The sequence below is a fragment of the Vibrio panuliri genome (assembly GCF_009938205.1).
GTDB lineage: Bacteria > Pseudomonadota > Gammaproteobacteria > Enterobacterales > Vibrionaceae > Vibrio > Vibrio panuliri.
This window is the reverse complement of sequence record NZ_AP019654.1, coordinates 237,828-263,908: the sequence shown is the minus strand read 5'-3', so window position 1 is coordinate 263,908 and position 26,081 is coordinate 237,828. Positions and strand designations below refer to the sequence as shown.

The window sequence follows — 26,081 nt, the reverse complement described above, 5'->3', positions numbered from 1 at the left end:
TATTCTCTATTCTCAAACGAAGTCCCTTCGTTTATGAGTTGGTACTCTCAAAGATCTTATCGGCTGAAGCGGCGACAAAACCTGAATATAGCTCTCCATTGCTCATTGGGTAGCGTTTGGCAAATTCATAAAAACCACCGGGGATCAGCGCAACACCATCATCAAAGTCAACTTGCACCTTGTCTGCCATGGTAGAAGATTGCTCAAGTAAGAGTTGAGGAGACCCTTTGACTTCACCACCAGATTGATTAATCACAAAACCCGAGGCTTTGAGGTAATCATTCACCTGCTGTACTTGCTCAAACTGATTGAGTTGATTCACGCTCACCGTAAAGTGATTAGCGCCATAACCATGTGCCGCTAACCAAGCTGCATATTCACTTTCCTGCGCAAGCTGTTGATATTGTTCATGAGTCAACGGCCAAGGTCGCCCGGAATACAAAAACTCAACGCTTTGTGTCTCCTCTCGGTCTACTTGCGAGACCAACTGTTGCACTATCGCCTGCAACTCAGTCGAACACTCCTCTACTTTTAACTGACTAATAAATACTTTCGGTAAGTTTGGGTCTGAGTGTTGGTAATGTTTAGCGACCAATTTTTTCGCTTCAAATAGATAGTCTCCCGCTTCTTGATAACCGAGAGCTAAAAATGGTTGAGCCAATACCTCCATTGTCACTGGCGGTAAATTAAAGGTGCGCAGGGCAATATGGTCATTGATTAGTGGCTCATCTTCTTGCAGTAACTTGTGGACGTTGCCCGCAGAAGGACAAAGGCGCGAGGTGTAATCCTCCCAAAGCAACTGGAACAACCTATCTGGCGTCATAACGCCTCCTTGTCTCTGTGTAGGGGATGTTTCTTTGTTGTTACTGATAGTCTAGTGCAAGAACGAGGTCACCAAGGTATTATCCTGTGTGACCTAGCTATGCTTTTTACATTGTTATACCCGGTGTCAGCGTTTCCGGTAGCAAGGTTTGGGCACCTTCCATTGATGCCATGGGATAAGCGCAGTAATCAGCGGCGTAAAATGCACTGGGGCGTAAGTTACCTGAAGCTCCTGGTCCCCCAAAAGGCGCATCTCCACTCGCCCCTGTTAACTGACGATTTCGGTTCACGATACCTGCTCGAATATGCTCAACAAAATAGTCCCACTCGCGATCTTCAGTCGAGACTAATCCTGCAGATAGCCCAAAGCGTGTCTCGTTGGCTAGCGCGACTGCTTGCTCAAGACCTTGATAACGAACCACTTGTAGTAAAGGACCGAAGTATTCTTCATCCGGCAACTGTTCAATAGCGGTGACATCAATAATCCCCGGAGTCACAAAAGCCGCCTTCGCTACTTTTGCCTCTATTAAGCTTTCGCCACCTAATGATTGAAGCGCTTTTTGCGCAGTGATGATCGCTTGTGCGGCAACTTGACTAATTTGGGGGCCCATAAATGGCGCGGGTTCTGCAAAAGGCTGATCCACTTTAATCTGATAAGTCGCCTCTACCAACCTGACAAGAAGTTGATCACCTTTATCCCCAAAGGGAACATAGAGTCGACGCGCGCAGGTACAACGCTGCCCCGCGCTGATAAACGCTGATTGAATAATGGTATAGACTGTTGCATCCAGCTCTCCGTAGTGTTCTGAAATCACCATCGGATTATTGCCACCCATCTCTAACGCCAGCATTTTCTCTGGCTGACCCGCAAATTGACGATGCAGTAACTGCCCTGTATTCGCACTGCCCGTAAACAAAAGCCCATCAATGCCTTTTGACTCAGCCAGTGCAATCCCAGTCTCTTTTGCGCCTTGCACTAAGTTAATAACCCCATTAGGCAAACCTGCTCTTTGCCACAATTTCATGACTATCTCACCAGTCCATGGCGTTTGCTCAGAAGGTTTAAAAACCACCGTATTACCAGCAAGTAGCGCTGGCACAATGTGACCATTTGGCAAGTGAGCAGGAAAGTTATATGGACCGAACACGGCAAGAACACCCAATGGTCGGTGACGGAGCACAACTTGATTACCCGCCACCTCGCGCTGAGACTCTCCGGTACGTTGATGATAGGCGCGAATCGACAGCGCGATTTTTCCCGCCACTGCCGCTGCTTCCGTTCGCGTCTCCCACAAAGGCTTGCCCGTTTCTTTGGCTATCACCTCAGCGAGTTGTTCACTGTTCGCTTTCACAAGATCTGCAAAGCGCAAAATGATCGCTTCACGCTCAGCAAAGCTCTGTTTTTTCCACGAAAGAAAGGCGCTGCGAGCGGCTAAAACCGCCTCTTCCACTTGTGGTTTCGTCGCACAATGACTTTGCCAAACCACCTCACCACTGTACGGCGTAATCGATTCTATCGCCGCACCTAAACCTTCAACCCATTGACCCGCAATCCACTGTGTCATGTGAAACCTTCCTTTGATAGCGATCCGATTAACGTTGTTGCACCAACATGCGCACATACTCGCCGTGCTCAACCTGCAATGCTTCGGCGACCTCTGGAGCTAAAATCACAGACTCTGTGGCTTGATCATAAGCCGCTTTTGCTGCGACGGCTCTGAACTGCTCGAATGAGGTATTGCTGATCAGGTAGTCTTTATTGCTGGTGTGCTCACTTATCGCGACCTTCGCTCGAAATGAATGACGTACTGACTCTATATTGCGAAGATCACACTCTACCGTCGGCCCGCCATCGAAAATATCGACGTAATTTCGACAAGTAAAACCTTCATTTTCGAGTAGGCTAAGCGCTGGTTTGGTGTTTTCGTGCACCTGTCCAATCACCTCTTGCGCTTCTTTACTTAGTAAATTGATGTAGATAGGCAACTTAGGCATTAGGTCTGCGATAAAACCTTTCTTACCAATCCCAGTAAGATAGTCCGCCATAGTAAAATCAATGCTAAAGAAGTTTTCCTGTAGCCATTGCCAAAATGGCGAGTTTCCTTCTTGGTCAGAGACACCACGCATTTCAGCAAACACCGTTTTAGAGAAGCGGTGAGGATGCTCTGCCATCATTAAAAAGCGACACTTAGACATCAGGCGCCCATTCAACCCGCCTCGGAATTTCTCGCGTAGGAATAGCGTGCAGATTTCACTACAGCCCGTGTAGTTATTACCAAACGTCAGTAACTTCACCACATTGTTGACACCCAATTTCGGTGATGAGTGAACGATGGTACTGATGTGATAGGAGTAAAACGGCACGTCCCAACCAATCGATGCTTCGATACCGGTGCAACCCGCCACCTCGCCGCTATCACTATCGAAACCAACCATCAGATACCCTTCATCCCCGGGCTCTGTGACATTCGATTTCGAGAAACTGTACTCGGAATGGGTAATGCGGTTAGTCAACAGCTCTTGATTAACCGGAAGAGAAGTAAAACCATGACCAGATTCAACCGCACAAGTATGCAATGAATCGTAATCAGACATAGAGATAGGACGAACAACCAGCATCGAAATTCCCTCCTGATACTGATACCTGCACCATGTTTGAGCTGGCTGAAAACTGCCGCCTTCTGCTCACCAAAGATGTTTTCAAGTGCAAGTACAACAAGGCAAAGCTGACGCTTCACCTTGTGTGATGTTTTAATTATCTTGTTAATGTCGCCAGTGCGTTATCCAACTTTTCTAGACCTTGGGCGATTTCTTGTTGGCTAATCACTAACGATGGTGCAAAACGTACAACATTTGCCCCTGCGACAAGTACCATTAATCCTTCTTTTCCTGCCGCTAGTAAAATGTCACGAGCTCGACCTTGCCATTCTTGATTGAGTGCAGCGCCAAGTAGTAAACCTTTACCACGAATCTCACTAAATATTTGGTACTTAGCGTTGATTTTCTCCAAACCATCGCGGAAAAGCGCTTCACGCTCTTTGACGCCTGCTAACGTTTGAGGGTCACTAATCACGTCAACAACCGCTTCCGCCACCGCACATGCTAATGGATTACCACCATACGTTGAGCCATGCGTGCCCACCTTCATGTGCTGGGCAAGCTCATCTGTTGTTAGCATCGCGCCAATAGGAAAACCGCCCCCCAGTGATTTGGCGGTACTGAGAATGTCAGGAGTAATTCCCAAGCCTTGATACGCATAAAAATCGCCTGTGCGTCCATTACCCGTCTGAACTTCATCAAATATCAACAACGCATTATGCTTATCACAGAGCTCTCGCACCGTTTGGATGAACTCATCCGTCGGGGAAATAATCCCACCTTCCCCTTGTAATGGTTCCATCATAATTGCACAGGTGCGATCGGAAATATGAGCTCGCAATGCTTCAACGTCGTTGTACTCTAAATGAGTAATATCGCCGGGTTTGGGGCCAAAACCATCGGAGTAAGCGGCTTGTCCCCCCACCGTGACCGTAAAGAAAGTACGCCCATGAAAACCTTGCTTAAAGGCGATAATCTCAGACTTCTCTGGTCCATAGGTATCGGCAGCGTATCGACGAGCGAGTTTTAAAGCCGCTTCGTTAGCTTCTGCTCCTGAGTTAGCAAAAAAGACTTTGTCGGCAAAACAGAGTTGTGTCAGTTTCTTTGCCAAGCGCAATGCTGGCTCATTGGTCATAACGTTACTCAGATGCCAAAGTTTCTGGCCCTGCTCGGTTAACGCTTTAACCATGACTGGATGACAATGGCCTAAGCAACTTACCGCAATACCACCAGCAAAATCGATATATTCGTTTCCGTCTTGATCCCAGACTCGTGAGCCCTCACCTTTGACAGGAATCATTTCCATCGGGCTGTAACAAGGCACCATCACCTCATCAAACAGCTCGCGTTGTACATTTATTTCTACCGCCATCGCACATTCCCTCTCGATACCGCATGCCAATGCAGGTTATGTATCCTTACAATCAACTATATCCAAGTAACCCGAGATCCTCGGTTATAAGTATAGAAACAATTTTTTGTGTTACGTATCCACTGACACGGCATTTTATTTACATTTAATTAACTATTACAATAGTGTTTTGTGCTGTTTATGCCGACGCAAGTACCCCAAGCAAACAACCACATGACTATTTATGCATCATTTAAGTACTTTTATGAAGCAATTAATAGTTAAGATTGGTATAAGTTAAGGTTTAGGATAGAGATTAGTGCCAATAAAGCAGAGAAAAATAGTGTACATCGATAAGATAGGAAGAAAGCAACTAGACGAGAGCTTCAACGAATACTTTCTCATTTAATATCAACAAAAGATCGATGTAAAACAAATGTTACAAATAGTGATCTTTGTCGAGTTTAAGCACAAAAAAAGTGCGACGGAAGTTTATCAAGAAAGAAAGTTCGCCAATAGCTGATGACCTTGCTCGGTTTTTATCGACTCAGGGTGAAATTGCACAGCATGAATCGGCAAAGTTTTATGCTGATAGCCCATGATTTCATCCATCGAACCATCCTCTAGCTCAGTCCAAGCCGTCAGTTCAAAGCAATCAGGTAACGTGCCATTTTTAACAACAAGGGAGTGATAACGCGTAACAGTTAGCGGGTTATTTAGCCCCCTAAATACACTTGTCCCTGTATGGCGAATCGGTGAGGTTTTACCATGCATAACACGACGAGCGCGCACCACTTCGCCGCCAAACACTTGGGCGATCGCTTGGTGACCAAGGCACACCCCCAGAATCGGCAACTTACCGGCAAAATGCTCTATTGCTTCAAGTGAAATACCCGCCTCATTCGGTGTACAAGGCCCAGGGGAAATGACTAAATGAGTTGGCTCAAGCGCTTCTATCGCTTGAATATCAATCTGATCATTGCGTACCACCTGCACTTCCACACCCAACTCACAAAAGTATTGGTATAGGTTGTAGGTAAACGAATCGTAATTATCAATGATCAGTAACATGACAGACAAACAGCTCAATAATCAATCTTAGTTGGGGCGAGTATTGTGCAATAGTGCGCCACAAAGGCAAGTAAAAGTTTATTTTTCCTTCCCTGAAGAGTTACAAGCGCAACAAAAAAGGCCAGCATCATGCTGACCTTCTTATCGTGATTCATTGACTATGGACGGCCAACAAAACCTACCGCTTGGTATACTTTCGCCAATGTTTCAGCTGCGCGAGCCGATGCTTTTTCCGCGCCTTGCTTCATGACTTGGTCCATGTAAGCACGATCAGCACGAATACGGTGATACTCAGCTTGAATTGGCTCCAGCATCGCAACTAATGCTTCACCGACATCTTTCTTAAACGGTCCATACATCTCTACACCTTGGTATTTCGCTTCGATTTCTTCAAAGCTCATACCGGTTGCTGCCGAGTAAAGACCCATTAAGTTAGAGATACCCGCTTTGTTATCCCAATCGTGAGCGATACGAGGCGGTGTTTCAGTATCAGTTTGCGCCTTGTTGATCTTTTTAATGATCGACTTCGGATCTTCCAATAGCGTGATCACGTTCTTACGGTTGTCATCAGACTTAGACATCTTCTTAGTCGCATCCTGAAGGCTCATTACACGAGCATTAACCGTTGGAATGTAAGGCTCTGGAATAGTGAAGATTGGGCTTTCTGGCGAGTAGATGTTGTTAAAGCGAGTCGCAATATCACGCGCAAGTTCTAAGTGCTGTTTCTGGTCACTACCTACTGGCACTTGGTTAGCGCCATACAACAGAATATCTGCCGCCATAAGTACTGGGTAACCAAAGAGCCCGACGTTTACATCATTCGCATAACGTGCTGACTTGTCTTTAAACTGAGTCATACGGCTCAGTTCACCCATCTGGGTGTAACAGTTAAGAAGCCAACCAAGTTGAGCATGCTCTGGTACGTGTGACTGAACAAATAGTGTGCTCTTCTGTGGATCAACACCAACAGCAAGACAGATTGCTAATGCATCTAAAGTTGCTTCATAAAGCGCTTTCGGGTCTTGGCGAACCGTAATCGCATGAAGGTCAACCACGCAGTACTGGCAATCGTAATCGTCTTGCATTTGCTGCCATTGACGTAGAGCACCCAAGTAATTACCGATACTTAGTTCACCTGACGGTTGAACACCACTCAATACAATGGGTTTGCTCATGGGAATGATTCCTTTGACTTCTTAATCTAATAAAATGAGAAAAACCTTACTACTTCGAATTAGTTAAAGCAGCAAGGTTAATCAGTGTACTCATTTTGGTGAGTACTTTGCCAGTGATTTTATTTGGCTTAAGCCGAAACAGCGATCACTTCGAGTAATTGTCCGATATTGTCAGCGACAAAATCCGGGTTGCTAGCAGCAATAGGCTCACCGTGGTTATAGCCATATGTCAGAGCAAATGAGCGACAACCGGCATTTTTAGCCGCAAGGATATCGTTCTTCGAATCTCCAACCATCAGCATTTCATTCGCTTGGCAGCCGTGCTTTTCCAATAACCAATTCAAGGCGATTGGATTTGGCTTACGCTCTGGGAAAGCATCGCCACCAAGCACATCAGTAAAATACTGAGCAATATCATGCTGTTCTAAGATTTCAGGAACAAACTTAGAGGGTTTATTGGTGACCAACGCCAAGATAAAACCCGCTTGCTTGAGCTCAGTTAGCGTTTCTTTCACTTGCGAGTAGAGATGAGTCAACTTATGGCCACTTTGCGCATAGTACTCATCAAATAGCTGGCGCCCCTTTGCGAGCAAATCGGCATCAAACTCAGGGTTAATGGTCATACTTTGGCTCAATGCGCGACCAATTAAGATATCAGCACCATTGCCCACGTAGTCACGAACTTGTTCTTCCGTAACACCAGCATAGCCTAGTGCACGCACAGCTTGATCGGCTGCAACAGCCAGATCAGGAACGCTATCTAATAAAGTACCATCTAAATCAAACGCGATTAGTTTTACTTGGTTCAATGCTCTATCCTACTTCTACTTGTGTTACTTCGCTTTTGCCAACTCGGCACGCATCTCATCGATCACTTGCTTGTAATCTGGCTGACTGAAGATAGCAGAGCCTGCTACAAACATATCTGCACCCGCTTCTGCGATTTCGCGGATATTATCCACTTTCACGCCGCCGTCGATTTCTAAGCGGATATCACGACCAGACTCATCGATCATCTTACGAACTGCACGAAGCTTGTCCAACGTATTAGGAATAAACGATTGACCGCCAAAACCTGGATTTACCGACATCAATAAAATCATGTCGACTTTATCCATAATGTATTCCAAATGTACCAATGGCGTCGCTGGGTTAAGTACTACACCCGCTTTACAGCCGTGCTCTTTAATCAACTGCAGAGTGCGATCAACGTGTTCAGATGCTTCAATATGGAACGTAATCATCGATGCGCCAGCTTTTGCGAAATCAGGCACAATGCTATCAACGGGTTTAACCATAAGATGCACATCAATAGGAGCAGTAATGCCGTAATCACGTAATGCTTTACACACTGGAGCACCAAAAGTCAGGTTTGGCACATAGTGGTTATCCATAACGTCAAAGTGCACGACATCCGCGCCTGCAGCGAGTACTTTTTCAACGTCTTCACCAAGACGCGCAAAATCTGCAGACAAAATCGACGGAGCGATAAGGAAATCTTTCATACCTGACCTCAAAAAGTAAATTGGCTTCATTGCGTAAATTTGGCGCAATTCTACCTAAGCGGTCAGGCAGATGATAGTGGCAGGTTAAGAAATGTATAACTTAGTCTTTAATTGGATTAAACAAGGCAAGCAACTCATCAACTTTGTTGCGCCCTGCACCATTGCGGCTAATAGTGCGCTTCACTTTCACCACATTCAGCTCAGCACCATGGTATAGGCGACGAGTTAAAGTGGTATCGTGATTGGAAATCAGGACTGGAATGCCTTTTTGCTTCGCAGTAACTTCAGCGATATCCGCTAATGCCGCCTGATCATCAAGCGAAAAGCCGTTACCTGCGTATGAGGTAAAGTTTGCTGTAGTAGAAAGAGGCGCATATGGGGGATCACAATACACCACGCAGCCTTTGCGTGCGCGTTTAAAAGTCTCTTGGTAACCCTCACAAACAAACGTGGCTTTTTTGGCTTTTTCTGCAAAAAACTCCAGTTCCTTTTCAGGGAAGTAAGGCTTTTTGTATGATCCAAACGGAACGTTGAAGCCGCCTTTTTTGTTATAGCGACAAAGCCCGTTGAAACCAAAGCGGTTCATGTAGAGAAATGCTAACGAACGATACATCACGTTGTCGGTTTTATTAAACTCGGCGCGAATGTCTAAATAGGCTTCTTTGCGGTTATTCTCAGGCACAAACCAACGTTTAGCCTCAGAAATGTAATCTTCTGGGCTCTCTTTAATCAAGTTATACAGGTTGATCAAATCTGGGTTGATATCTGCCAGCAAGTAGTGGTCGTAGTCAGTATTGAGAAACACAGAGCCAGCACCAACGAACGGTTCTACCAGTTTGCGTGCTTCAGGCAGATGACGCTGAATATCTTCAACTAGTCCGTATTTTCCGCCAGCCCATTTTAGGAAGGCACGCTGCTTTTTCATCGACTGCTCTATCTATCTACCACAAATTAAGGCTGCGGAATGTAACATATTTAACGCCATACCCAAAGCAATTGGCAGAGCGATTTCGGTTGAGCAAGCAGAAAGTTTCTACTTAGGCTCAACCATGAATACAAAATAGCAAATACACCGTTTATTTAATTGCCTCGTGCAATCTCACGCTGAACCTGATTGAGTGATTTTGCCCATGGGTCGAGCTTTTGAAGCGATTCAGGTAAATTCTCAACAGCATCGCGTGCCATTTGTATCGTTGGGTAGTTATCAAAGGTAATAATAAACCACTCAACACCGCTACGTGTGGTTGGGTAAACCTGTACCTTATCGTTTAGCTCGTAACGATTAAGGAAGTTCTGTACTTCCAAACGGCTATTTACCGCCGCCAATTGCAAAGTGTAACTGCGTGGGGAGTAGCTATTAAGCTCATCGACGGCGAACTCAAAAGTAATCGGCGTAAAGACTTGGCTGTTGGACTCTGCTGGCACTTCAACACGGGCATCGTCCACCAATTTTTCTACTTCAGCCGTGTCTGCAGGTTGCGCTTCATTCTCCATCAACGCATCCACCACTTCAGAGGTAATCACAACACGTTGAGAGTCATCTTCAATCACACCGACACTTTCCGGTTTATTGACAACTTCTGGCGGCAGTGCACTAGAGTCATCTTCCACCAAGTCGCTTGGCGTTTCAGTCGGTTCTTGGGTTGGCTCCGTCGCTACCGCTTGACTCACCTCACTTTCTGGCTCTTCAAGCGTTGGAATAACGGTTTGTTCAACTTGCTCGGTTATTTGCTGCGCCGCTTCATCTGGCGTTGGTTGGCTCATCATCCACCAATAGCCACCGCCAATGATTACCAACAACAAGAGCACCACTAAAGCGATATTGATTGGTGAGCCAATAATAGAACGAATCACTACCTTTTTCTCAGCCTTCTGATCACCTAAAGCCATGATATCCCCCGGACGTTTTGCTACCGTTCGATACGCATTGCGTACCCTTCTTTCCATGTCATCTTCAACAAAGCGCATCACTAACTGTTCAAAGAACCGCTCTGCCTCTTGAGCACTCAAAGGATCAATTTCCAACTCAATCGGCTTAATATCTTGGCCGTGACTTAAGCGTCGGAACAATCCATCTAAGCTGGCAACACGACTAAATAGAACCACATTAATACGCCAGCGGCTTTGACGTTGCGTTTGCATCACCAAAAGCCACAGTTCAGAGATCAGCGTTTCATTAAGCAGATGAGCGTCATCGACAACAATAACGATATCGCATGACTCATGCTCCATGTTGCGGGTAAAGCTCTCAACCAGATTGTCAGCCGGATTGAACATAGGCTCAGACAAAAGTTGAGTAAGAATTGTCGTGCGATGCTGCTCGTCGCTCTGGTTGGGGTGACACATCAACAATGCTTGGTTCTTATCTTGCGCCCAAGCTTCTAAAAAGCGTTGCGCTAACCAAGTTTTACCTGCACCAGAAGCACCTGATATGGTGACAAAATTAGAGGTAAAATGCGTCAATAACTGGAGGCGCTCCAGTAACTCTACTTGGCTATCCAGTTCCAACACTCTGGATTGATGCGTCACACTCATATAATCAACCTAAGCTCTAGACTACAATTTCCGACCAAAATCGATCGCTTGCTTGATGATCTCTTCAGAGACCCCTTTCACTACTTCAGCGCTGCCAATATCCGTGGGTAATACCAAGCGCAATTCACCAGCAAGCACTTTTTTATCACGCATCATATGGCGCATGAAATCATCAAAGCTCATCGTTTCAGGCGTATGGACTGGTAGTTTGGCGCGCTTAAGTAAAGCAAGGATACGCTCAAACTGCTCTTGGCTGATATCACCCAATAAATGCGCCGTTTTCGCAGCCATCACGGTACCTGAAGATACCGCTTCTCCATGCAGCCAGTTCCCGTAACCCATCTCAGCTTCAATTGCATGACCAAAGGTATGCCCTAAATTGAGCAAGGCACGGATGCCAGACTCTTTTTCATCTTGGGCAACGACTTCTGCTTTGATTTCACAACAACGAGCTATCGCATAAGTTAACGCCTGCTCATCAAGTGCATATAGGGCATCGAGATTTTGCTCTAGCCAGACAAAGAACTGCGCATCATAAATAATGCCGTATTTGATCACTTCAGCAATCCCTGCTGCAAATTCTCGTTCAGGTAATGTCGCTAAGCAGTTGGTATCGATAATCACTGATTTGGGCTGATAAAACGCACCAATCATATTTTTACCAAGCGGATGATTCACCGCAGTTTTGCCCCCTACAGAGGAATCAACTTGGGACAAGAGTGTGGTAGGAATCTGAACAAAATCCACCCCTCGCTGATAACAAGACGCGGCAAACCCAACTAAGTCACCAATTACACCGCCACCCAAAGCGATGATCACGACATCGCGGCTATGGTTGTGTTCGAGTAAATAACTCATCACGGTATTAAAGGTTTCTAAGCTTTTGTATTGCTCGCCATCTGGAAGCTCAAGCAGTGATGCTTGGCAATTATGCAGAGCCAAAGTTGAGAGAATTTTTTCAGCATATAGTGGGGCAACAGTGACATTACTGATCACCACGACTTTTTGTTTTGCCGAACGATTGTGCTGGGAAAGAAAAGAAAGGTGGGCCGGATCATCAAATAATCCGGCACCAATTGATATTGGATAGCTACGTTCGCCTAAGCTGACCGTAATCCGTTCCATGGGTATGCTCCAATTCGAGATAAGTGATTCTTATCTCTCTTCTAGCATTTTTACGATCTGGTTGGCTACCACTTTTGCACTTTGATCGTCAGTACGTACAGTGTAATCCGCAATTTCTGCGTATAGCGGGTTGCGTTCATCAGCCAAAGACTCTAGCACGTCACGAGGCTTGTCTGTTTGCAGCAGAGGACGTTTTTTGTCACGGTTAGTACGTGCCAGTTGTTTTTCAATGGTTGTCTCTAGGTATACAACGATACCACGAGCAGATAGACGGTTACGGTTTTCTTTGCTCATGATTGAACCACCACCCGTCGCAAGTACGATGCCTTGCTCTTCGGTTAGGTCGTTAATCACTTTCTCTTCGCGAGCGCGGAAGCCTTCTTCACCTTCAACATCGAATACCCAAGCGATATCGGCGCCCGTGCGTTCTTCGATGACAGTGTCTGAGTCAACAAACTCCATATGAAGCTGTTGAGCTAGATGTCTACCAATTGTACTTTTGCCGGCTCCCATCGGGCCAACAAGGAAAATATTGCGTTTCTCAGCCATGTTTTAGCAGTAATTTACAACGTTAATTCAATGACATCGCCACAAGAAGGGACAGCGTTAAGCTGACTTAGAAGATGCTTGTGACACCTATTCCTCACAGATATTTCGTGATAAGACCCGAAATTATCTAGATAAGGTCGACCTAATGCAAATTTATTTTCTATTTAATGCACAACTACTTTGGGCGTAACGAAAATCAGCAGCTCACTTTTGCCTAATTGCTGGTAGCTGCGCCTAAATAATGCACCAAGCAGTGGAATGTCCCCGAGTAACGGCACTTTATCTACCGTATCGGTCACACTATGTTGATATATTCCCCCCAAAACGATGGTTTCGCCATCCTCCACCAGCACTTGCGTACCAATGCGTTGAGTATTAATCGACACTGCTTCTCCAGTACCGGTCTTTAACACTTCGCCAGGTCTATCTTGAGTAACACTTAAATCCAGGATTAGACGGTCATCTGGGGTAATTTGCGGCGTTACTTTAAGGCTTAATACCGCTTTTTTAAAGGAAACTGATGTCGCACCACTCGACGCAGCTTCCAAATATGGAATTTCAGTACCTTGTTCGATATAGGCTGGCTGCTTATTGGTTGTGATTAAACGAGGACTCGAAATCACTTCGGCCTTTGATTCACGTTGCAATGCCGATAGTTCTAAATCGAGCAATGTATGGCTGCCTAACTTAGCCACTTGAAAGGCGATTGTCGATGCGTTCGACGCAGACGAAGCGAGATTCACATTAAGAAAATCACTAATATCATCGTTTGGCCCAAAGCCCTTGCCCGATGGCAGCATATTAGCTTGCTGACGTTGAGCAAAGTTCCCCTCTAACGAGCCACCCAAGTCACCGTGATAAGAGTTAAGACTCCAGCGCACGCCTAGCTCATCCAGACTCCCTTCACTGACCGTCACAATCCGCGCTTCAATCTGCACCTGTTTGACCGGAATATCTAACGAAGCAACAATTCGACTAATCGCTTCAATATTGGTGGCAAAATCCCTCACCAGCAAAGAGTTGGTACGCTCATCGACGCGAACAGAACCTCCTTCAGATAGCACGCCCATTGCGCCTTCACCACTAAACAGTTCCGCGATGTCACGCGCATTAGCAAAGTTGATATGCAGAATTTGCGATTGAAAGCCCACTCGCTCCCTTTCGATACGCGAGCGCTCAAAACGCTGCTGCTCTCTAAGCTCAATTTCCGCTAACGGGGCCACCAATACGACATTGCCATGGATCCGTTTGTCCAAGCCCTTTACCTGCAAAATTACCTCTAATACATCTGTCCAAGGAACATCATCTAAACGCAGCGAAAGGTTGCCCTTAACCGAGTCTGAAGCGACCAAATTGAAGCCGTTGTAATCGGCAATTAACTGTAAGACATTCCGCACCGGCACATCCTGAAAATTAATCGATATCTTTTTCTTAGCGGCCAACACGTGAGGTGTTTGTGGGTCTGCTTTTAACGGCCACACTATCAACTCAATTTGTTTATTCTCAATATGGTACTGATAGTCAAACTCACCACTGATCTGCACTTTAATCCGCACACGACTCCCATGCTCAAACAGTTCTATCGCTTGAACATTCGTGGCAAAATCGAGCAGTTCAAAACGCTTAGCCTGATGCGGCATCAGTTCAGTTTTAGGTAAATCTAGAGTCAAACCTTGCTCTGTCTTACTGATATCTAGAGCAATCTGTTGCTCACTCATTTCGATAATGATGTTGCCGTTTTTTTCACTATCCAATTGGAAATCGACCCCAACAAAACGGTTGATTCGCGGTGGTTCTTCCCCTGATACAGGCAAGCTGATTGTGAACATAAACATCAAAAGCATCATGGTTGAAGTTCGGCTCACCGCTCTGCTCCTTTCATTGTCAGTAAGGACACGGTGATATCCGGCAATCGCCGACATCCACGCTCATCTTGTCGAACCACAATATCGGCTTGATTGACTTGGGTGATCACGCCTTGGTACGTGTCACCGACAAACGATTCACCAACATCAAGCTGGACCAATGTGCCATCTGTCAGCTCAACCACGGCAACTCGCTCCCCTTCTTTACCCAATACGCCTTTTAACTGCATCCCCTTGGCTTGTTGGTTTGCACTTAACTCTAATCGCGAGCAGCGGTTGAAACTCTGTTGCTCAGCGGCAGTAGAGGTTGGTGGCGTAGAAAATGGGGAACGAAGCTTATCCACTTGAAATGATAACGCTGGCCGTCTGAATGGGTCATCGAGTCGCCCAGAGGTTTGATAGGCCTGCTCTGCTTGTCCACTATCAAAAAGCAGCGGCAAAATGAGCATTATGAGATCGTTAACCTGCATTTAAGTTCTCCGCCAGCTGTGACTGATAAATATAAGCACGCACATGAAAGTAAAGTGCTTCACTGTTCGGGCTTACTCGCGATACAGAGAAATCAGCAAAATGAATAAGTTGAGGTAACTGCGCGACTTGTTCCGCAAAGCGGGCTATTTGATGGAAGTCACCACGCAACTCAAAATCCAGTGCTAGCGCCAAATAATGTTGATTGGTCTCACGTGCGCCCCACGTAATTCGTTCAAAGATAATTTGATGACGAGTGCCTATTTGGTGAATCGATTCCAATAGACTTGGCAAGTCGTCCGCTTCAACCAACGAGCGTTCAGCTTGCTGTATCAGATCGAGACGATGGTGATATTGGCGTTGCTGCTCAGGCAATCGCGCAGCGATCTGACTCTGAGTTTGGATGCTTTGTGCTAGGCTTTGCTCTTGTTGCGTTTGCTTCTCTAACCCCGCCCATTTAGCTTCGAAATACCACCAGTAACCCAAAAACTGTAGCAGCACGAACAGGGCGACCAAGAACACCCCTCGAGCCCATACGGGACCTTCAGCAAGTTCGCTTAAACCAAACTCAACATTACTGTTCATATTCTGATTCCTGAGGGGCGAACGGCAATGTGAAAGAGAGACGAAAAACTTGGTATTGACTGCCAAAGCGGAGTTGGTTGTGCTGAATCGAGTGCATCACTAGATTGCTGACTAAGTGAGATTGCTCAAACTTTTCCAACAGTTGCGCCACCTCATCAGCTGTGCGGCCAACGCCGCTCACCACAACCTGTTGGGCTTGCACATCGATGCTATCGAGATACACTTCTTGTGGTGTCAATGTCGCGAGCAAAGTCATGACTTGAACAGGCTTAACTCGTTGCCATTGCAAGGCGCGTAGTTGTTGGAGCTTGGCAGAGAGAGTTTGCTGCTGTAGCTCAAGTTGTTGGTGTTGATTAACCTGCTTATCGACCTCAGTCAGACGGGCATTTAGCAATCCTATCCGCTGCTTTTGAGTGCGAGAGCGTGATTCTAAATAATGTCCTAAGCACAACTGCATAATCACCGCGCAACAGAGACAAGTCGCAATCAAAACAGCAAAACGTTGTCGTTTGGCTCTGAGTAACTCTTCACGCCAGGGCAGTAAGTTAATTTGAGTTGGCATGATCTCGCTCCCTCCAATCATATCCCAGCAAACTCAACCCTATTGCGCCGGCGTAACGGCCTCCATCACAAACATCGATATCAGTACTTTGAATCTCAAACATATCGAAAGGATTAAACCGTTGAACATTTAGCTTAAGTTGCGTAGCGATTTGCTCAGCAAGCTCAGGCGTATTCGCCCCTCCCCTGTCAGCCACATCCCCCTAACCCCGTCTCTCTGCTGAGTTGGCAAAAGTTGCCACTGCCGTTGAACATGCTCAACGAGCTGAGAGACAAATGGCTCACCCGTTTGTGGTACCGAGTCATCGATACCAATTGGTATCTCTTTACACCAAGGGGGTTGCTGTGCGAAATCACGCACCAATAATGAGCGAGTCAGCCCAACATCAAGTAGTAGCCAGTGATAATGTTCAGCGGGTGGCAGGAGCTGCAATAGACGAGTTAATGCGTGACCTTGAGTGTCACATAACTGTGGTTTAAACCCAGCCTGCCGAAAAGAGGACGTACGATTATCCACCACGGTTTTCTTCGTTGCATAAAGCTGAGCAGAATGGTGTGTGTTACTAGCGGTAAAATCGGAGAGAGAGTAATGGTCGAAATAGAGTTCTTCTACATCAAACGGAGATTGATGAGAAAATGCTTCAATAATGGCATACTCTTTCTCTTGTGCAGACAGAGAGTTATCTATCTGTAGCACTTTAGAAATAACCGAATTATCAGGTACTGAAAATGCAACAGATCGACTAAAAGCGGGCAAAGCCTTCCTTAGTTGCTTTAGTTTATTTACAATTTCCTGATGATTTAACAGGTGGTTATCGGAGAAAATGCTTTCTCTTAAGACCAACTCTCGACACGCCGAGAGTGTAAGAGTGCCTTTTACTGGTTTGATAACAACGGCTTTAATGCTGTAGTGACCAATATCAACGCCAGTGATGAATGAATAATTCATATCGCTGTGCTCCAGGCATCGGTTCCAATATTGCGTAAACAGCATTGTTGCCGACAAAAGCACAAAATTAACGCAAGCTAATTGTTAGCTTAGGTTACAAGGCTCGGCCTTGAATACCTCAATCAATCAGGAAATATCCGGTGAAGTTCATAAAGCGATTGCTCATTTTCACAGTGGTTTGCACGATACTTGGAGTAGGAACAATTTTTGGTTTCTACCTCTATGTCAAACCAGAACTACCAGACGTAGCGACTTTGCGGGACGTTAAACTGCAAACGCCAATGCAGGTCTACAGCCAAGATGGCAAGCTTATCTCACAATTTGGTGAGAAGCGCCGTATTCCCGTGAAATATGATGAGATTCCACCGCATCTAGTTGAAGCGTTAATTGCGACCGAAGACAGCCGCTTTTACGACCACTACGGTATTGACCCTATCGGTATTACGCGTGCCGCTATTGTTGTCGCCATGTCTGGCTCAGCAAAGCAAGGGGCGAGTACGATCACTCAGCAGCTTGCGCGTAACTTCTTCCTCTCTAATGAGAAGAAGATAATGCGTAAAATCAAAGAGATTTTTATTGCCATCCATATTGAGCAGTTGCTAAGCAAGCAAGAGATCATGGAACTGTATGTGAATAAAATCTTCCTTGGTCATCGCTCTTATGGCTTTGGTGCAGCCGCACGTGTCTACTTTGGTAAGGATCTTAATCAACTCACTTTAAGCGAAATTGCCACCTTAGCCGGTATGCCAAAAGCGCCATCTACCATGAACCCGATTTACTCGATTGAGAGAGCAACCAATCGCCGTAACGTGGTTCTACTGCGTATGTTAGATGAGAAATACATCACGCAACAAGAGTATGATGAGGCGCGAGCAGAAACCTTAATTTCTCGCTACCACGGTGCCGAAATTGAGTTGAGCGCCCCGTATGTAGCTGAACTCGCGCGAGCATGGATGGTTGAGCGTTACGGTGAAGATGCCTACACCTCAGGTATGAATGTCTACACCACGGTAAACTCAAAACTGCAAAGTGCGGCTAACGATGCCACCATTAACAACCTGCTTGCCTACGATGAACGACATGGCTACCGAGGTGCCGAAAAAGTACTGTGGAAACCTGATGCCGCGGCTTTGAGCAGTGAAGAGATCGATAAAGTACTGCGCAAAGTTCCAACCTATGGAGAACTAACCCCAGCAGTCGTAACGGCCGTCGCTGATAAGTCAGCAACCGTAACAATCAAAAATGTTGGTGATGCCACACTTGAATGGGATGGTATCAAATGGGCACGTCAGTTCCGCACTGACAAGCGCCAAGGACCAGCACCGAAAAAGGCAGCCGATGTACTAGCCGTCGGTGAGCAAATTTGGGTTCGCCAGATTGCCAATCAGCAAGCTGAAGGGGATGTCGTTTATCATTGGCAACTAAGCCAAGTTCCGAATGCAAACACGGCATTCGTTGCAATGAACCCTGAAAACGGTGCGGTGATGTCACTGGTAGGTGGATTTAACTTTGTGCACAACAAATTCAATCGCGCCACAATGTCAGTGCGTCAAGTAGGCTCAAGTATTAAGCCATTTATCTATTCAGCGGCAATTGATAAGGGTCTTACTCTCGCAACGCTGATTAACGATGCACCTATTAACCAATGGGATCAGAGCCAAGGTACCGCTTGGCGTCCAAAGAACTCACCACCAACGTATGTCGGTCCAACTCGTTTACGTATCGGTTTAGCACAATCGAAAAACGTAATGGCTGTACGCGTACTGCGTGAAGTCGGTTTGGATGATACCCGCAACTACCTAACTCGTTTTGGTTTTGCGATTGATGATGTACCTCGCTCTGAAACCATCGCGCTTGGTGCGGGCAGCTTAACCCCAATGAAGATGGCCCAAGGCTATTCAGTGTTTGCCAATGGCGGTTACTATGTCGAGCCCTACTACATTGAAAGAGTTGAAGGCCCTTACGGTGATTTAGAGTTCCAAGCCGAACCTAAAACCATTTGTAAGCACAACTGCCCAGAAACCAACTTTGCCCCAGTGGCAATGGAAGATAGCATCGTTAATGACAATGAGTTTAACGAGCAAGATATTCCAATTGGCGATGAAGAGGTCGCTGATACTGAAGTGACATCTCCATACGCACCTCAAGTTATCTCTGAGCAAACTGCGTTCCTTGTTCGAGAGATGATGTACAGCAATATCTGGGGTGGTGGTAGCTGGCGAGATGGTACAGGCTGGAATGGTACTGGCTGGCGAGCTCAAAAACTGAAACGTCGCGACATCGGTGGCAAAACCGGAACAACCAATGACTCAAAAGATACTTGGTATAACGGTTATGGCCCAGGAGTGGTTGCCATCGCTTGGGTAGGCTTTGATGACCACAGTCGAACGTTAGGTCGCACCACTCGCAACGCCAACTTGGGTAAAGATCAAATCACTGGCGCAGAATCAGGAGCGAAAACCGCTGAACCGGCTTGGATTGACTTTATGCACACAGCTTTATCGCTAAATGCAGAACAAGATAAAGTGATTCCATCTGGCATCGTGCGAATCCGCATTGACCGAGATTCGGGCTTGCTGACAAACAAAGCCGATGGCAGCACCATGTTTGAGTACTTCCGTGAAGGACATGAACCGACGGAATACGCCTCCGAAGAACTGACGGACACCATCTATACCAGTGACGAAGGCGAAGAGCTATTCTAACCACATCCTGATATGACAAACGTAAAGAGGTTGGCAATGCCAACCTCTTTTTTTATCTCAATCACGTCATTAATTAAGCTTGTAGCTGTTGCCTAATGGTTTCGGCAAGCTGCTCAAAGCGCGCCCTAAATGGCGAACCGGGACGATAAGCAACCACAATACTGCGCGTTGGTTCTGGGTTTACCGCTCGTACATAGCACACGCCATCTTTGATTTTCTCTTTTGGCAAAGCCAACTTTGGCAACAAGGTAATACCAGCGCCTGCCGCCACCATATTGCGTAAGGTCTCTAGACTGGTGGCTTTAAATCGCTCATCATCTTTGGCACCAGCGGCAAAACAAAAGCCAAGAGCCTGATCACGCAGACAGTGCCCATCACCTAATGCCAATACCGTGCGCCCATTAAGCTCTAGCATATCGACTTCTTCAAGCGAGGCCCATTCATGTTCACAGGGCACGGCGACACTCAATGGTTCACTGTAGACCTCAATCTCTTTGAACTGCGCAGTTTCCGCAACGGAAGCCAAAACTAAACAATCAAGCTTACCCTCTTCCAACTGATGAACCAGTTGTTGAGTTTGTGCTTCATGGAGATAGAGCTCTAAATCTGGAAACTGTTCTTTTAACTTCGGCACAATGCGCGGCAAGATATATGGTCCAACCGTTGGGATAAAACCGATATGCATTGGACCTGTCATCGCGCCACTCTGATCGCTCGCCATATCTCGGAACTGTTTTACTTCACTGAGAATTTTTTTCGCTTGTTCAACAAGCTGCAATCCGGCATCAGTAAACAACACGCGGCGGCTACTGCGTTCTAAAAGTGCGGTACCTAACTCATCTTCAAGCTTGCGAATTTGCCCACTCAGAGTAGGCTGACTAACAAAGCAAGCTTCGGCAGCTTTGCGAAAATGATTGTGCTCAGCCAAGGCGACTAAGTATTCGAAATCACGAATATTCATAAACCATCCTTTACCAATAGGATCAAACTATCAAAATCATAACACCAAACGATTGTGGCTATCAAAGCCATAGTGCCAAACGATTAGAGCTTTAAGAAATATTTTTTATAATAACGCCAAAGAAAATAGATTGAGCCAACCCGACTCTCAGATATATTACCTACGAACAATATCGTTAATAAGGATTTAACCATGTTTACATCAAAAGAAGGTCAAGCAGTACCACAAGTTACTTTTCCAACTCGCCAAGGTGATGCTTGGGTTAACGTAACTACCGACGAGCTATTTAAAGATAAGACTGTCATCGTATTTAGCTTACCGGGTGCTTTTACTCCGACTTGTTCATCGAGCCACCTACCTCGTTACAACGAGCTATCCTCAGTATTCAAAGAGCACGGCGTTGATGACATTCTATGTGTTTCGGTCAATGACACGTTCGTAATGAATGCATGGAAAGCTGACCAAGAAGCAGAAAACATCACTTTCATCCCTGACGGTAACGGTGACTTTACGCAAGGCATGGGGATGCTAGTAGAGAAAAACGATCTTGGCTTTGGTAAACGTTCATGGCGTTACAGCATGCTCGTGAAAAATGGCGTGGTTGAGAAAATGTTCGTTGAAGAAAACGTACCAGGTGACCCGTTCAAAGTATCGGATGCAGACACTATGCTCAACTACATTGCGCCTGAACACAAAGAACAAGCGTCAATCACAGTATTCTCAAAACCTGGTTGTCCATTCTGTATGAAGGCTAAACAGAACCTCATCGACAAAGGTCTGAACTACGAGGAGTTGGTGCTAGGTAAAGATGCAACCACAGTGAGCCTGCGTGCAATCACAGGACGCACAACGGTTCCTCAAGTATTTATCGGTGGTAAGCACATCGGTGGTAGTGAAGAGCTAGAAGCTTACCTAGGCTAATATTCTAGCCCGCTTAAACGAACTAGAAAGGCGATCGCTGGACAGCGGTCGCCTTTTTTCATTTTCCATTGTTAACAATCAGCAAGACCTATCCAAACCCACGCAGTTCACACAACTTACATCGCCACTCCCTATCAAGTGAAACAAACATTAATAGGGAACGACTATCAATAGGATAGTTACAAGCGATTTTCCTTAAACTCACTCTGATGAGAATATACTTTCCGAAAGCAACAACAGCTCAGCTTAAAACATTCGAAGGAAAGTAAATTATGATTAATACTCAAATCAAACCATTCTCAGCTACAGCATTCAAAAACGGCGAATTCGTTGAAGTAACAGAGCAAGATGTTCTAGGTAAATGGGCAGTGTTCTTCTTCTACCCAGCAGACTTTACGTTTGTATGTCCAACTGAACTTGGCGACCTAGCTGACCACTACGAAGAGCTACAAAAACGTGGCGTAGAAGTTTACTCAGTATCAACTGACACACACTTCACTCACAAAGCATGGCACGACAGCTCAGACACAATCGGCAAAATCCAGTACTACATGCTTGGCGACCAAACAGGCAACATCACTAACAACTTTGGTGTGATGCGTGAAGGTCAAGGTCTTGCAGACCGTGCAACGTTCCTAATCGACCCACAAGGTACTATCCAAGCAATGGAAATCACTGCTGAAGGTATCGGTCGTGACGCAGAAGACCTACTACGTAAAGTGAAAGCAGCGCAATACGTTGCAGCACACCCAGGCGAAGTTTGTCCTGCTAAATGGAAAGAAGGCGAAGAGACGCTAGCGCCATCTCTAGACCTAGTTGGCAAAATCTAAGCCACACAAATTTAGGCTCTAGTCAGTTTAATTCTCCTTTTACTGACTAGAATCAAACAGAGAGCACTTCAGGTTAGATACCTTGACGACCATCTGCCTGATTTGCTCTCTACCCCAAGATTTTATCTACAGTAACTACTTTTAAGATTTAATGAAGGCAGTAACACTATGTTAGACCAAGCGATCCAACAACAACTCAAACAATATCTGGCTAATGTAAAACAAGAAGTTCGTTTAGTGGTTAGTCTAGATGAAAGCAAAGCATCAAATGATATTTTGTCACTAGCAAACCAAATCGCAGAAATGAGCGATCTCATCACCGTTGAACGTGACGACAACGCAAGTGCACGTAAACCAGTGATGGCAGTGACCAACCCAGCGAAAGGCACCGCGCTACGTTTTGCAGGCTTGCCAATGGGTCATGAATTTACCTCTCTCGTATTGGCGCTGCTACATTCAGGCGGCCACCCAATCAAACTAGAGCCGGAAGTGATTGAGCAAATCGCCGCACTAGACAAAGAATTAGACGTAGAAATCTTTATTTCACTGTCATGTCAAAACTGTCCAGACGTGGTTCAAGCGTTCAACATGATGGCGGCGATCAACCCGAAAGTGAAAGCAACCATGATCGATGGTGGCTTGTTCCAAGATGAAGTGAAACAACGTGACATCATGGCAGTACCAAGCGTATTTGTGAACGGTGAGCTATTTGGTCAAGGTCGTATGTCGCTAACTGAAATCCTTAACAAAGTGGATGACGGTGCAAGTGAGAAAGCGGCGAAAGCACTGAGCGAAAAAGACCCATACGATGTACTGGTTGTCGGCGGTGGTCCTGGCGGTAGCGCAGCTGCTCTATACGCTGCTCGTAAAGGCATTCGCACTGGCGTAGTTGCTAAACGCTTTGGTGGTCAGGTGATGGATACCATGGCAATTGAGAACTTCATTTCGGTAAAACGCACTGAAGGTCCAAAACTGGCAACTGACCTAGCAGAACACCTCAAAGAATACGACGTAGACGTAGTGACTGAGCAACAAGCTGAGAAACTAATGGGCGCAGCACACACAGAAGATGGTTTGATTCACATCCAACTTGAAAGTGGTGCAACGCTGAAGAGTAAAAGTGTCATCCTAAGCCCTGGTGCACGCTGGCGTGAAATGAACGTTCCGGGTGAGCAAGAGTATCGCAACAAAGGCGTCGCGTACTGCCCACACTGTGATGGCCCACTGTTCAAAGGCAAGAAAACTGCGGTTATCGGTGGTGGTAACTCAGGCATTGAAGCTGCAATCGACCTTGCTGGTATCGTAGAACACGTAACGGTTCTTGAATTTGCCGATGTACTTCGCGCAGACCAAGTGCTTATCGACAAGGCAAACTCACTACCAAATGTAGACATCATTACGATGGCACAAACTACTGAAGTTGTGGGTGACGGTACTCGCGTAACAAGCTTGAAGTACAAAGACCGCAACACAGATGAAATCAAAGAGATTGAACTGTCAGGTATTTTTGTTCAAATCGGCCTAGTGCCAAACACAGAATGGCTAAAAGATTCAGAAGTAGCGCTATCTGAACGCGGAGAAATTGAAGTTGGTAGCCGCGGTGAAACCAGCCTAGAAGGTGTCTTCGCCGCCGGTGACGCAACAACAGTACCATACAAACAGATCATCATTGCGATGGGTGAAGGTGCAAAAGCAAGCTTAGGTGCATTTGACTACCTCATTCGTAAACAAGGTTAATCTCCTGCCTTCTTGTTCATCGACATTCAACTAGGTGACAAGAAACACAGTTAAAACTAGAAGCCTAAAGACGTTGCCAGTAGGTATCCCCTACTGGCTTTTTTTTGTTTGCGGCTATCTCATTGCTGTGTTTCTTACTGTTATTTTTCATTCTTTTTTTATTTTGTCATTCCCTTGTAAAGGGGAATCTCGCTTTTAATTGGTCAATATATTAGGAATATTAGAAAGCGAGATCCCTGCCTGCGCAGGGATGACACAATTGAGTTGTAGGGATGACACGATTGGAATTGTAGGGATGACGCGCTTGGAACTGTAGGGATGACACAATTAGAACTGCGGGTGTGATAATGTTTTCGAATACGGGTTAACAACGCTGTAGCACTCAATTAGTAAAGGAAAGGTGGAATGTCCCGCTTACCAGTTCGTTGCTTTCTTAAACTCGGTACTAGCGGGCCAATAACTCTTTGCTGCGCCAAAGAGTTATCAGAAAGGCGCTTTAGTTTCGAGTGTGCGATCCGGCCGGTTTTAGGCGTTCCCGACACCGAAAACCTAAAAGTTCGTCCTAAACTTTTACCTAGTGACGTGGACAAATTTGAGTGGTGTGAGCGTGTTAGATAAGAACATAAGAAAAAGCCTAATCACATCGATAATTATGTGATTAGGCTTTCAAGTTCAGCATGAATATAAAAGTCTTTCTCCAAACTAGTTGGTGTTATAGCTAGGCAACCAAATGAGAAAAGTCTCTGAGCATAATGAGCTATGTGATGAGATTTTCGAGTGCAGGTTAACGACGCTAAAGCACCAAATAGGCAGGAGAAATTAGTGCATGGCGTGCAGGCTAACCAACACGATGGCCGTTGCTCCAATCACAAACCAACTTGACCCCATCACTAATGCTGCTTTTAGTTCTGTACTCACTTTACTTCTCCTCAATTATTTCGAGATTACCCCCGTAAGCAACTTGAACGCTGACAGATGAGCAACGCACAAAGCCTGTGAGCATAGCGCGCGATCTAGTGAGGTCTGTGAGCGCAAACCAACACTGCTGTCGTTGCAAGTAGAACGAGAATTTTGTTTTGATTATTTTTGAAGCGACAAGGTACATCAATGACGTGCTACTGTTATCTCGCGAAGCTAACTTTGCAAATTTGATCCTATCTTCTGATTGGCTCTATTTTGCTAATAGCCACATATTAGGGATGCGATTACAATAACTCTCCCCAACAAGAGACGATTTGACATCTATGAGTTGCTCTACTTGCCAAGAGAACTGGTTTTGGAAAAAGATTGGCCGCTGTATGCGCTGCGTCTATCAACTGACTGGACTTTCGCTACTTAGCATGGCGATCTGGTGGCTGGTATTTCGCGATACGCCTAAGAGTATTGAATCTATCGCTCTGCTTTGCGCATTTGTCGCGTTCACTGGTTTATTGATGTTGCATCTCTGGATGCGCTGGGTGGTGATTCCACTTCGCACTCGGCAAAGAAAATAGTCAGCTTTATCGTGTATAGGAGCGCTATGTGGTGAGGTTTGTGAAAGCAGTTCAACAACGCTGTGGTTTCATTAGGAATGAGGAAAGAAAAAAGCCCTGAAACCAATAGTAGATTTCAGGGCTCTCTTAGATTCATCTAAGAAAAAGCAGTGGTACAGTTATAGACCGAGCCTTTTCCAGATGGTTCAATTTTTTATCGATCTTTTTTGATCTTTTTTAAAATCACTATTAAATCAGTTGCTTGACTGGGCATTAACGTCTATGAAAATTGATGA

23 protein-coding genes are annotated in these 26,081 nt (G+C 45.7%); 5 read left to right on the top strand and 18 right to left on the bottom strand.

Features of this window, described 5'->3' with window-relative positions; genetic code table 11:
- Window positions 1-31: 31 nt before the first annotated feature.
- The 17 genes from GZK95_RS01205 to pilM form a co-directional block, all read right to left on the bottom strand.
- A complete protein-coding gene (locus GZK95_RS01205; RefSeq protein ID WP_075716310.1) occupies window positions 32-823 on the bottom strand; it encodes a DUF1338 domain-containing protein in 792 nt (263 codons plus the stop codon).
- 106 nt (window positions 824-929) lie between these two features.
- Window positions 930-2,387: a succinylglutamate-semialdehyde dehydrogenase gene (astD, locus tag GZK95_RS01200; RefSeq protein ID WP_075716309.1), complete on the bottom strand. Its 1,458-nt coding sequence runs from the start codon at window positions 2,385-2,387 to the stop codon at window positions 930-932.
- Window positions 2,388-2,415: 28 nt separating this feature from the next.
- Entirely contained in the window at window positions 2,416-3,441 is a 1,026-nt protein-coding gene (gene astA, locus GZK95_RS01195) for an arginine N-succinyltransferase (RefSeq protein ID WP_075711245.1), read from the bottom strand.
- A 136-nt stretch (window positions 3,442-3,577) separates the two neighbouring features.
- A complete protein-coding gene (locus GZK95_RS01190; protein ID WP_075716308.1) occupies window positions 3,578-4,792 on the bottom strand; it encodes an aspartate aminotransferase family protein in 1,215 nt (404 codons plus the stop codon).
- Between the two features lie 474 nt (window positions 4,793-5,266).
- Entirely contained in the window at window positions 5,267-5,842 is a 576-nt protein-coding gene (locus GZK95_RS01185; protein WP_075711241.1) for an aminodeoxychorismate/anthranilate synthase component II, read from the bottom strand.
- 158 nt (window positions 5,843-6,000) lie between these two features.
- A complete protein-coding gene (trpS, locus tag GZK95_RS01180) occupies window positions 6,001-7,017 on the bottom strand; it encodes a tryptophan--tRNA ligase (protein ID WP_075716307.1) in 1,017 nt (338 codons plus the stop codon).
- A gap of 128 nt (window positions 7,018-7,145) precedes the next feature.
- Window positions 7,146-7,826 (bottom strand): phosphoglycolate phosphatase, encoded by a 681-nt coding sequence (locus tag GZK95_RS01175; RefSeq protein WP_075711237.1) that lies wholly within the window; start codon window positions 7,824-7,826, stop codon window positions 7,146-7,148.
- Between the two features lie 24 nt (window positions 7,827-7,850).
- Complete coding sequence (gene rpe / locus GZK95_RS01170) at window positions 7,851-8,522, bottom strand: ribulose-phosphate 3-epimerase (RefSeq protein ID WP_075711235.1); 672 nt, start codon at window positions 8,520-8,522, stop codon at window positions 7,851-7,853.
- Between the two features lie 100 nt (window positions 8,523-8,622).
- Window positions 8,623-9,447: a Dam family site-specific DNA-(adenine-N6)-methyltransferase gene (locus GZK95_RS01165; RefSeq protein ID WP_075716306.1), complete on the bottom strand. Its 825-nt coding sequence runs from the start codon at window positions 9,445-9,447 to the stop codon at window positions 8,623-8,625.
- A 155-nt stretch (window positions 9,448-9,602) separates the two neighbouring features.
- On the bottom strand, window positions 9,603-11,057 hold the full coding sequence (locus GZK95_RS01160) for an SPOR domain-containing protein (RefSeq protein ID WP_075716305.1): 1,455 nt from the start codon (window positions 11,055-11,057) through the stop codon (window positions 9,603-9,605).
- Window positions 11,058-11,078: 21 nt separating this feature from the next.
- On the bottom strand, window positions 11,079-12,182 hold the full coding sequence (gene aroB, locus GZK95_RS01155) for a 3-dehydroquinate synthase (RefSeq protein WP_075716304.1): 1,104 nt from the start codon (window positions 12,180-12,182) through the stop codon (window positions 11,079-11,081).
- A gap of 30 nt (window positions 12,183-12,212) precedes the next feature.
- Window positions 12,213-12,731 carry a shikimate kinase AroK gene (gene aroK, locus GZK95_RS01150; RefSeq protein ID WP_075711226.1) on the bottom strand — a complete coding sequence of 173 codons (519 nt, stop codon included), beginning with the start codon at window positions 12,729-12,731 and terminating at the stop codon, window positions 12,213-12,215.
- A 164-nt stretch (window positions 12,732-12,895) separates the two neighbouring features.
- Complete coding sequence (locus GZK95_RS01145; protein ID WP_075716334.1) at window positions 12,896-14,566, bottom strand: type IV pilus secretin PilQ; 1,671 nt, start codon at window positions 14,564-14,566, stop codon at window positions 12,896-12,898.
- A 26-nt stretch (window positions 14,567-14,592) separates the two neighbouring features.
- Window positions 14,593-15,066, bottom strand: coding sequence for a pilus assembly protein PilP (locus GZK95_RS01140; protein ID WP_075716303.1), 474 nt, complete (start codon window positions 15,064-15,066; stop codon window positions 14,593-14,595).
- Entirely contained in the window at window positions 15,056-15,649 is a 594-nt protein-coding gene (locus GZK95_RS01135; protein WP_075716302.1) for a type IV pilus inner membrane component PilO, read from the bottom strand. Before GZK95_RS01135 ends, GZK95_RS01140 begins: the two co-directional genes overlap by 11 nt.
- Window positions 15,639-16,211 (bottom strand): PilN domain-containing protein, encoded by a 573-nt coding sequence (locus GZK95_RS01130; RefSeq protein ID WP_075716301.1) that lies wholly within the window; start codon window positions 16,209-16,211, stop codon window positions 15,639-15,641. The genes GZK95_RS01135 and GZK95_RS01130 overlap by 11 nt, the downstream gene beginning before the upstream one ends.
- A gap of 129 nt (window positions 16,212-16,340) precedes the next feature.
- Complete coding sequence (gene pilM, locus GZK95_RS01125; RefSeq protein ID WP_161987190.1) at window positions 16,341-17,159, bottom strand: type IV pilus assembly protein PilM; 819 nt, start codon at window positions 17,157-17,159, stop codon at window positions 16,341-16,343.
- A gap of 140 nt (window positions 17,160-17,299) precedes the next feature.
- On the opposite strand from pilM, the gene GZK95_RS01120 reads away from it, so the two are divergent.
- Complete coding sequence (locus GZK95_RS01120) at window positions 17,300-19,864, top strand: penicillin-binding protein 1A (protein WP_075716299.1); 2,565 nt, start codon at window positions 17,300-17,302, stop codon at window positions 19,862-19,864.
- A gap of 73 nt (window positions 19,865-19,937) precedes the next feature.
- On the opposite strand, the gene oxyR is transcribed toward GZK95_RS01120, so the two are convergent.
- Window positions 19,938-20,825, bottom strand: coding sequence for a DNA-binding transcriptional regulator OxyR (oxyR, locus tag GZK95_RS01115; RefSeq protein WP_075711214.1), 888 nt, complete (start codon window positions 20,823-20,825; stop codon window positions 19,938-19,940).
- A gap of 192 nt (window positions 20,826-21,017) precedes the next feature.
- On the opposite strand from oxyR, the gene GZK95_RS01110 reads away from it, so the two are divergent.
- The 4 genes from GZK95_RS01110 to GZK95_RS01095 all read left to right on the top strand — a co-directional run bounded on the left by GZK95_RS01110 (window position 21,018) and on the right by GZK95_RS01095 (window position 25,806).
- Window positions 21,018-21,746: a glutathione peroxidase gene (locus GZK95_RS01110; RefSeq protein ID WP_075716297.1), complete on the top strand. Its 729-nt coding sequence runs from the start codon at window positions 21,018-21,020 to the stop codon at window positions 21,744-21,746.
- Window positions 21,747-22,018: 272 nt separating this feature from the next.
- Window positions 22,019-22,576: an alkyl hydroperoxide reductase subunit C gene (ahpC, locus tag GZK95_RS01105; RefSeq protein WP_075716296.1), complete on the top strand. Its 558-nt coding sequence runs from the start codon at window positions 22,019-22,021 to the stop codon at window positions 22,574-22,576.
- A 168-nt stretch (window positions 22,577-22,744) separates the two neighbouring features.
- A complete protein-coding gene (gene ahpF, locus GZK95_RS01100) occupies window positions 22,745-24,313 on the top strand; it encodes an alkyl hydroperoxide reductase subunit F (protein ID WP_075711210.1) in 1,569 nt (522 codons plus the stop codon).
- A 1,244-nt stretch (window positions 24,314-25,557) separates the two neighbouring features.
- Window positions 25,558-25,806: a DUF3624 domain-containing protein gene (locus GZK95_RS01095; protein ID WP_075711209.1), complete on the top strand. Its 249-nt coding sequence runs from the start codon at window positions 25,558-25,560 to the stop codon at window positions 25,804-25,806.
- The last annotated feature ends 275 nt before the right edge of the window (window positions 25,807-26,081 follow it).

Bases quoted from the DNA above. Each gene is read 5' to 3' on its own strand.
- GZK95_RS01110 (WP_075716297.1), top strand. From the start codon at position 21,018: ATGTTTACATCAAAAGAAGGTCAAGCAGTACCACAAGTTACTTTTCCA.
- GZK95_RS01145 (WP_075716334.1), bottom strand. From the start codon at position 14,566: ATGTTTATGTTCACAATCAGCTTGCCTGTATCAGGGGAAGAACCACCG.
- aroB (WP_075716304.1), bottom strand. From the start codon at position 12,182: ATGGAACGGATTACGGTCAGCTTAGGCGAACGTAGCTATCCAATATCA.
- trpS (WP_075716307.1), bottom strand. From the start codon at position 7,017: ATGAGCAAACCCATTGTATTGAGTGGTGTTCAACCGTCAGGTGAACTA.
- GZK95_RS01205 (WP_075716310.1), bottom strand. From the start codon at position 823: ATGACGCCAGATAGGTTGTTCCAGTTGCTTTGGGAGGATTACACCTCG.
- GZK95_RS01135 (WP_075716302.1), bottom strand. From the start codon at position 15,649: ATGAACAGTAATGTTGAGTTTGGTTTAAGCGAACTTGCTGAAGGTCCC.
- GZK95_RS01190 (WP_075716308.1), bottom strand. From the start codon at position 4,792: ATGGCGGTAGAAATAAATGTACAACGCGAGCTGTTTGATGAGGTGATG.
- ahpF (WP_075711210.1), top strand. From the start codon at position 22,745: ATGTTAGACCAAGCGATCCAACAACAACTCAAACAATATCTGGCTAAT.
- rpe (WP_075711235.1), bottom strand. From the start codon at position 8,522: ATGAAAGATTTCCTTATCGCTCCGTCGATTTTGTCTGCAGATTTTGCG.
- ahpC (WP_075716296.1), top strand. From the start codon at position 22,019: ATGATTAATACTCAAATCAAACCATTCTCAGCTACAGCATTCAAAAAC.
- GZK95_RS01185 (WP_075711241.1), bottom strand. From the start codon at position 5,842: ATGTTACTGATCATTGATAATTACGATTCGTTTACCTACAACCTATAC.
- astD (WP_075716309.1), bottom strand. From the start codon at position 2,387: ATGACACAGTGGATTGCGGGTCAATGGGTTGAAGGTTTAGGTGCGGCG.
- GZK95_RS01130 (WP_075716301.1), bottom strand. From the start codon at position 16,211: ATGCCAACTCAAATTAACTTACTGCCCTGGCGTGAAGAGTTACTCAGA.
- aroK (WP_075711226.1), bottom strand. From the start codon at position 12,731: ATGGCTGAGAAACGCAATATTTTCCTTGTTGGCCCGATGGGAGCCGGC.
- GZK95_RS01160 (WP_075716305.1), bottom strand. From the start codon at position 11,057: ATGAGTGTGACGCATCAATCCAGAGTGTTGGAACTGGATAGCCAAGTA.
- astA (WP_075711245.1), bottom strand. From the start codon at position 3,441: ATGCTGGTTGTTCGTCCTATCTCTATGTCTGATTACGATTCATTGCAT.
- GZK95_RS01140 (WP_075716303.1), bottom strand. From the start codon at position 15,066: ATGCAGGTTAACGATCTCATAATGCTCATTTTGCCGCTGCTTTTTGAT.
- pilM (WP_161987190.1), bottom strand. From the start codon at position 17,159: ATGAATTATTCATTCATCACTGGCGTTGATATTGGTCACTACAGCATT.
- GZK95_RS01095 (WP_075711209.1), top strand. From the start codon at position 25,558: ATGAGTTGCTCTACTTGCCAAGAGAACTGGTTTTGGAAAAAGATTGGC.
- GZK95_RS01165 (WP_075716306.1), bottom strand. From the start codon at position 9,447: ATGAAAAAGCAGCGTGCCTTCCTAAAATGGGCTGGCGGAAAATACGGA.
- oxyR (WP_075711214.1), bottom strand. From the start codon at position 20,825: ATGAATATTCGTGATTTCGAATACTTAGTCGCCTTGGCTGAGCACAAT.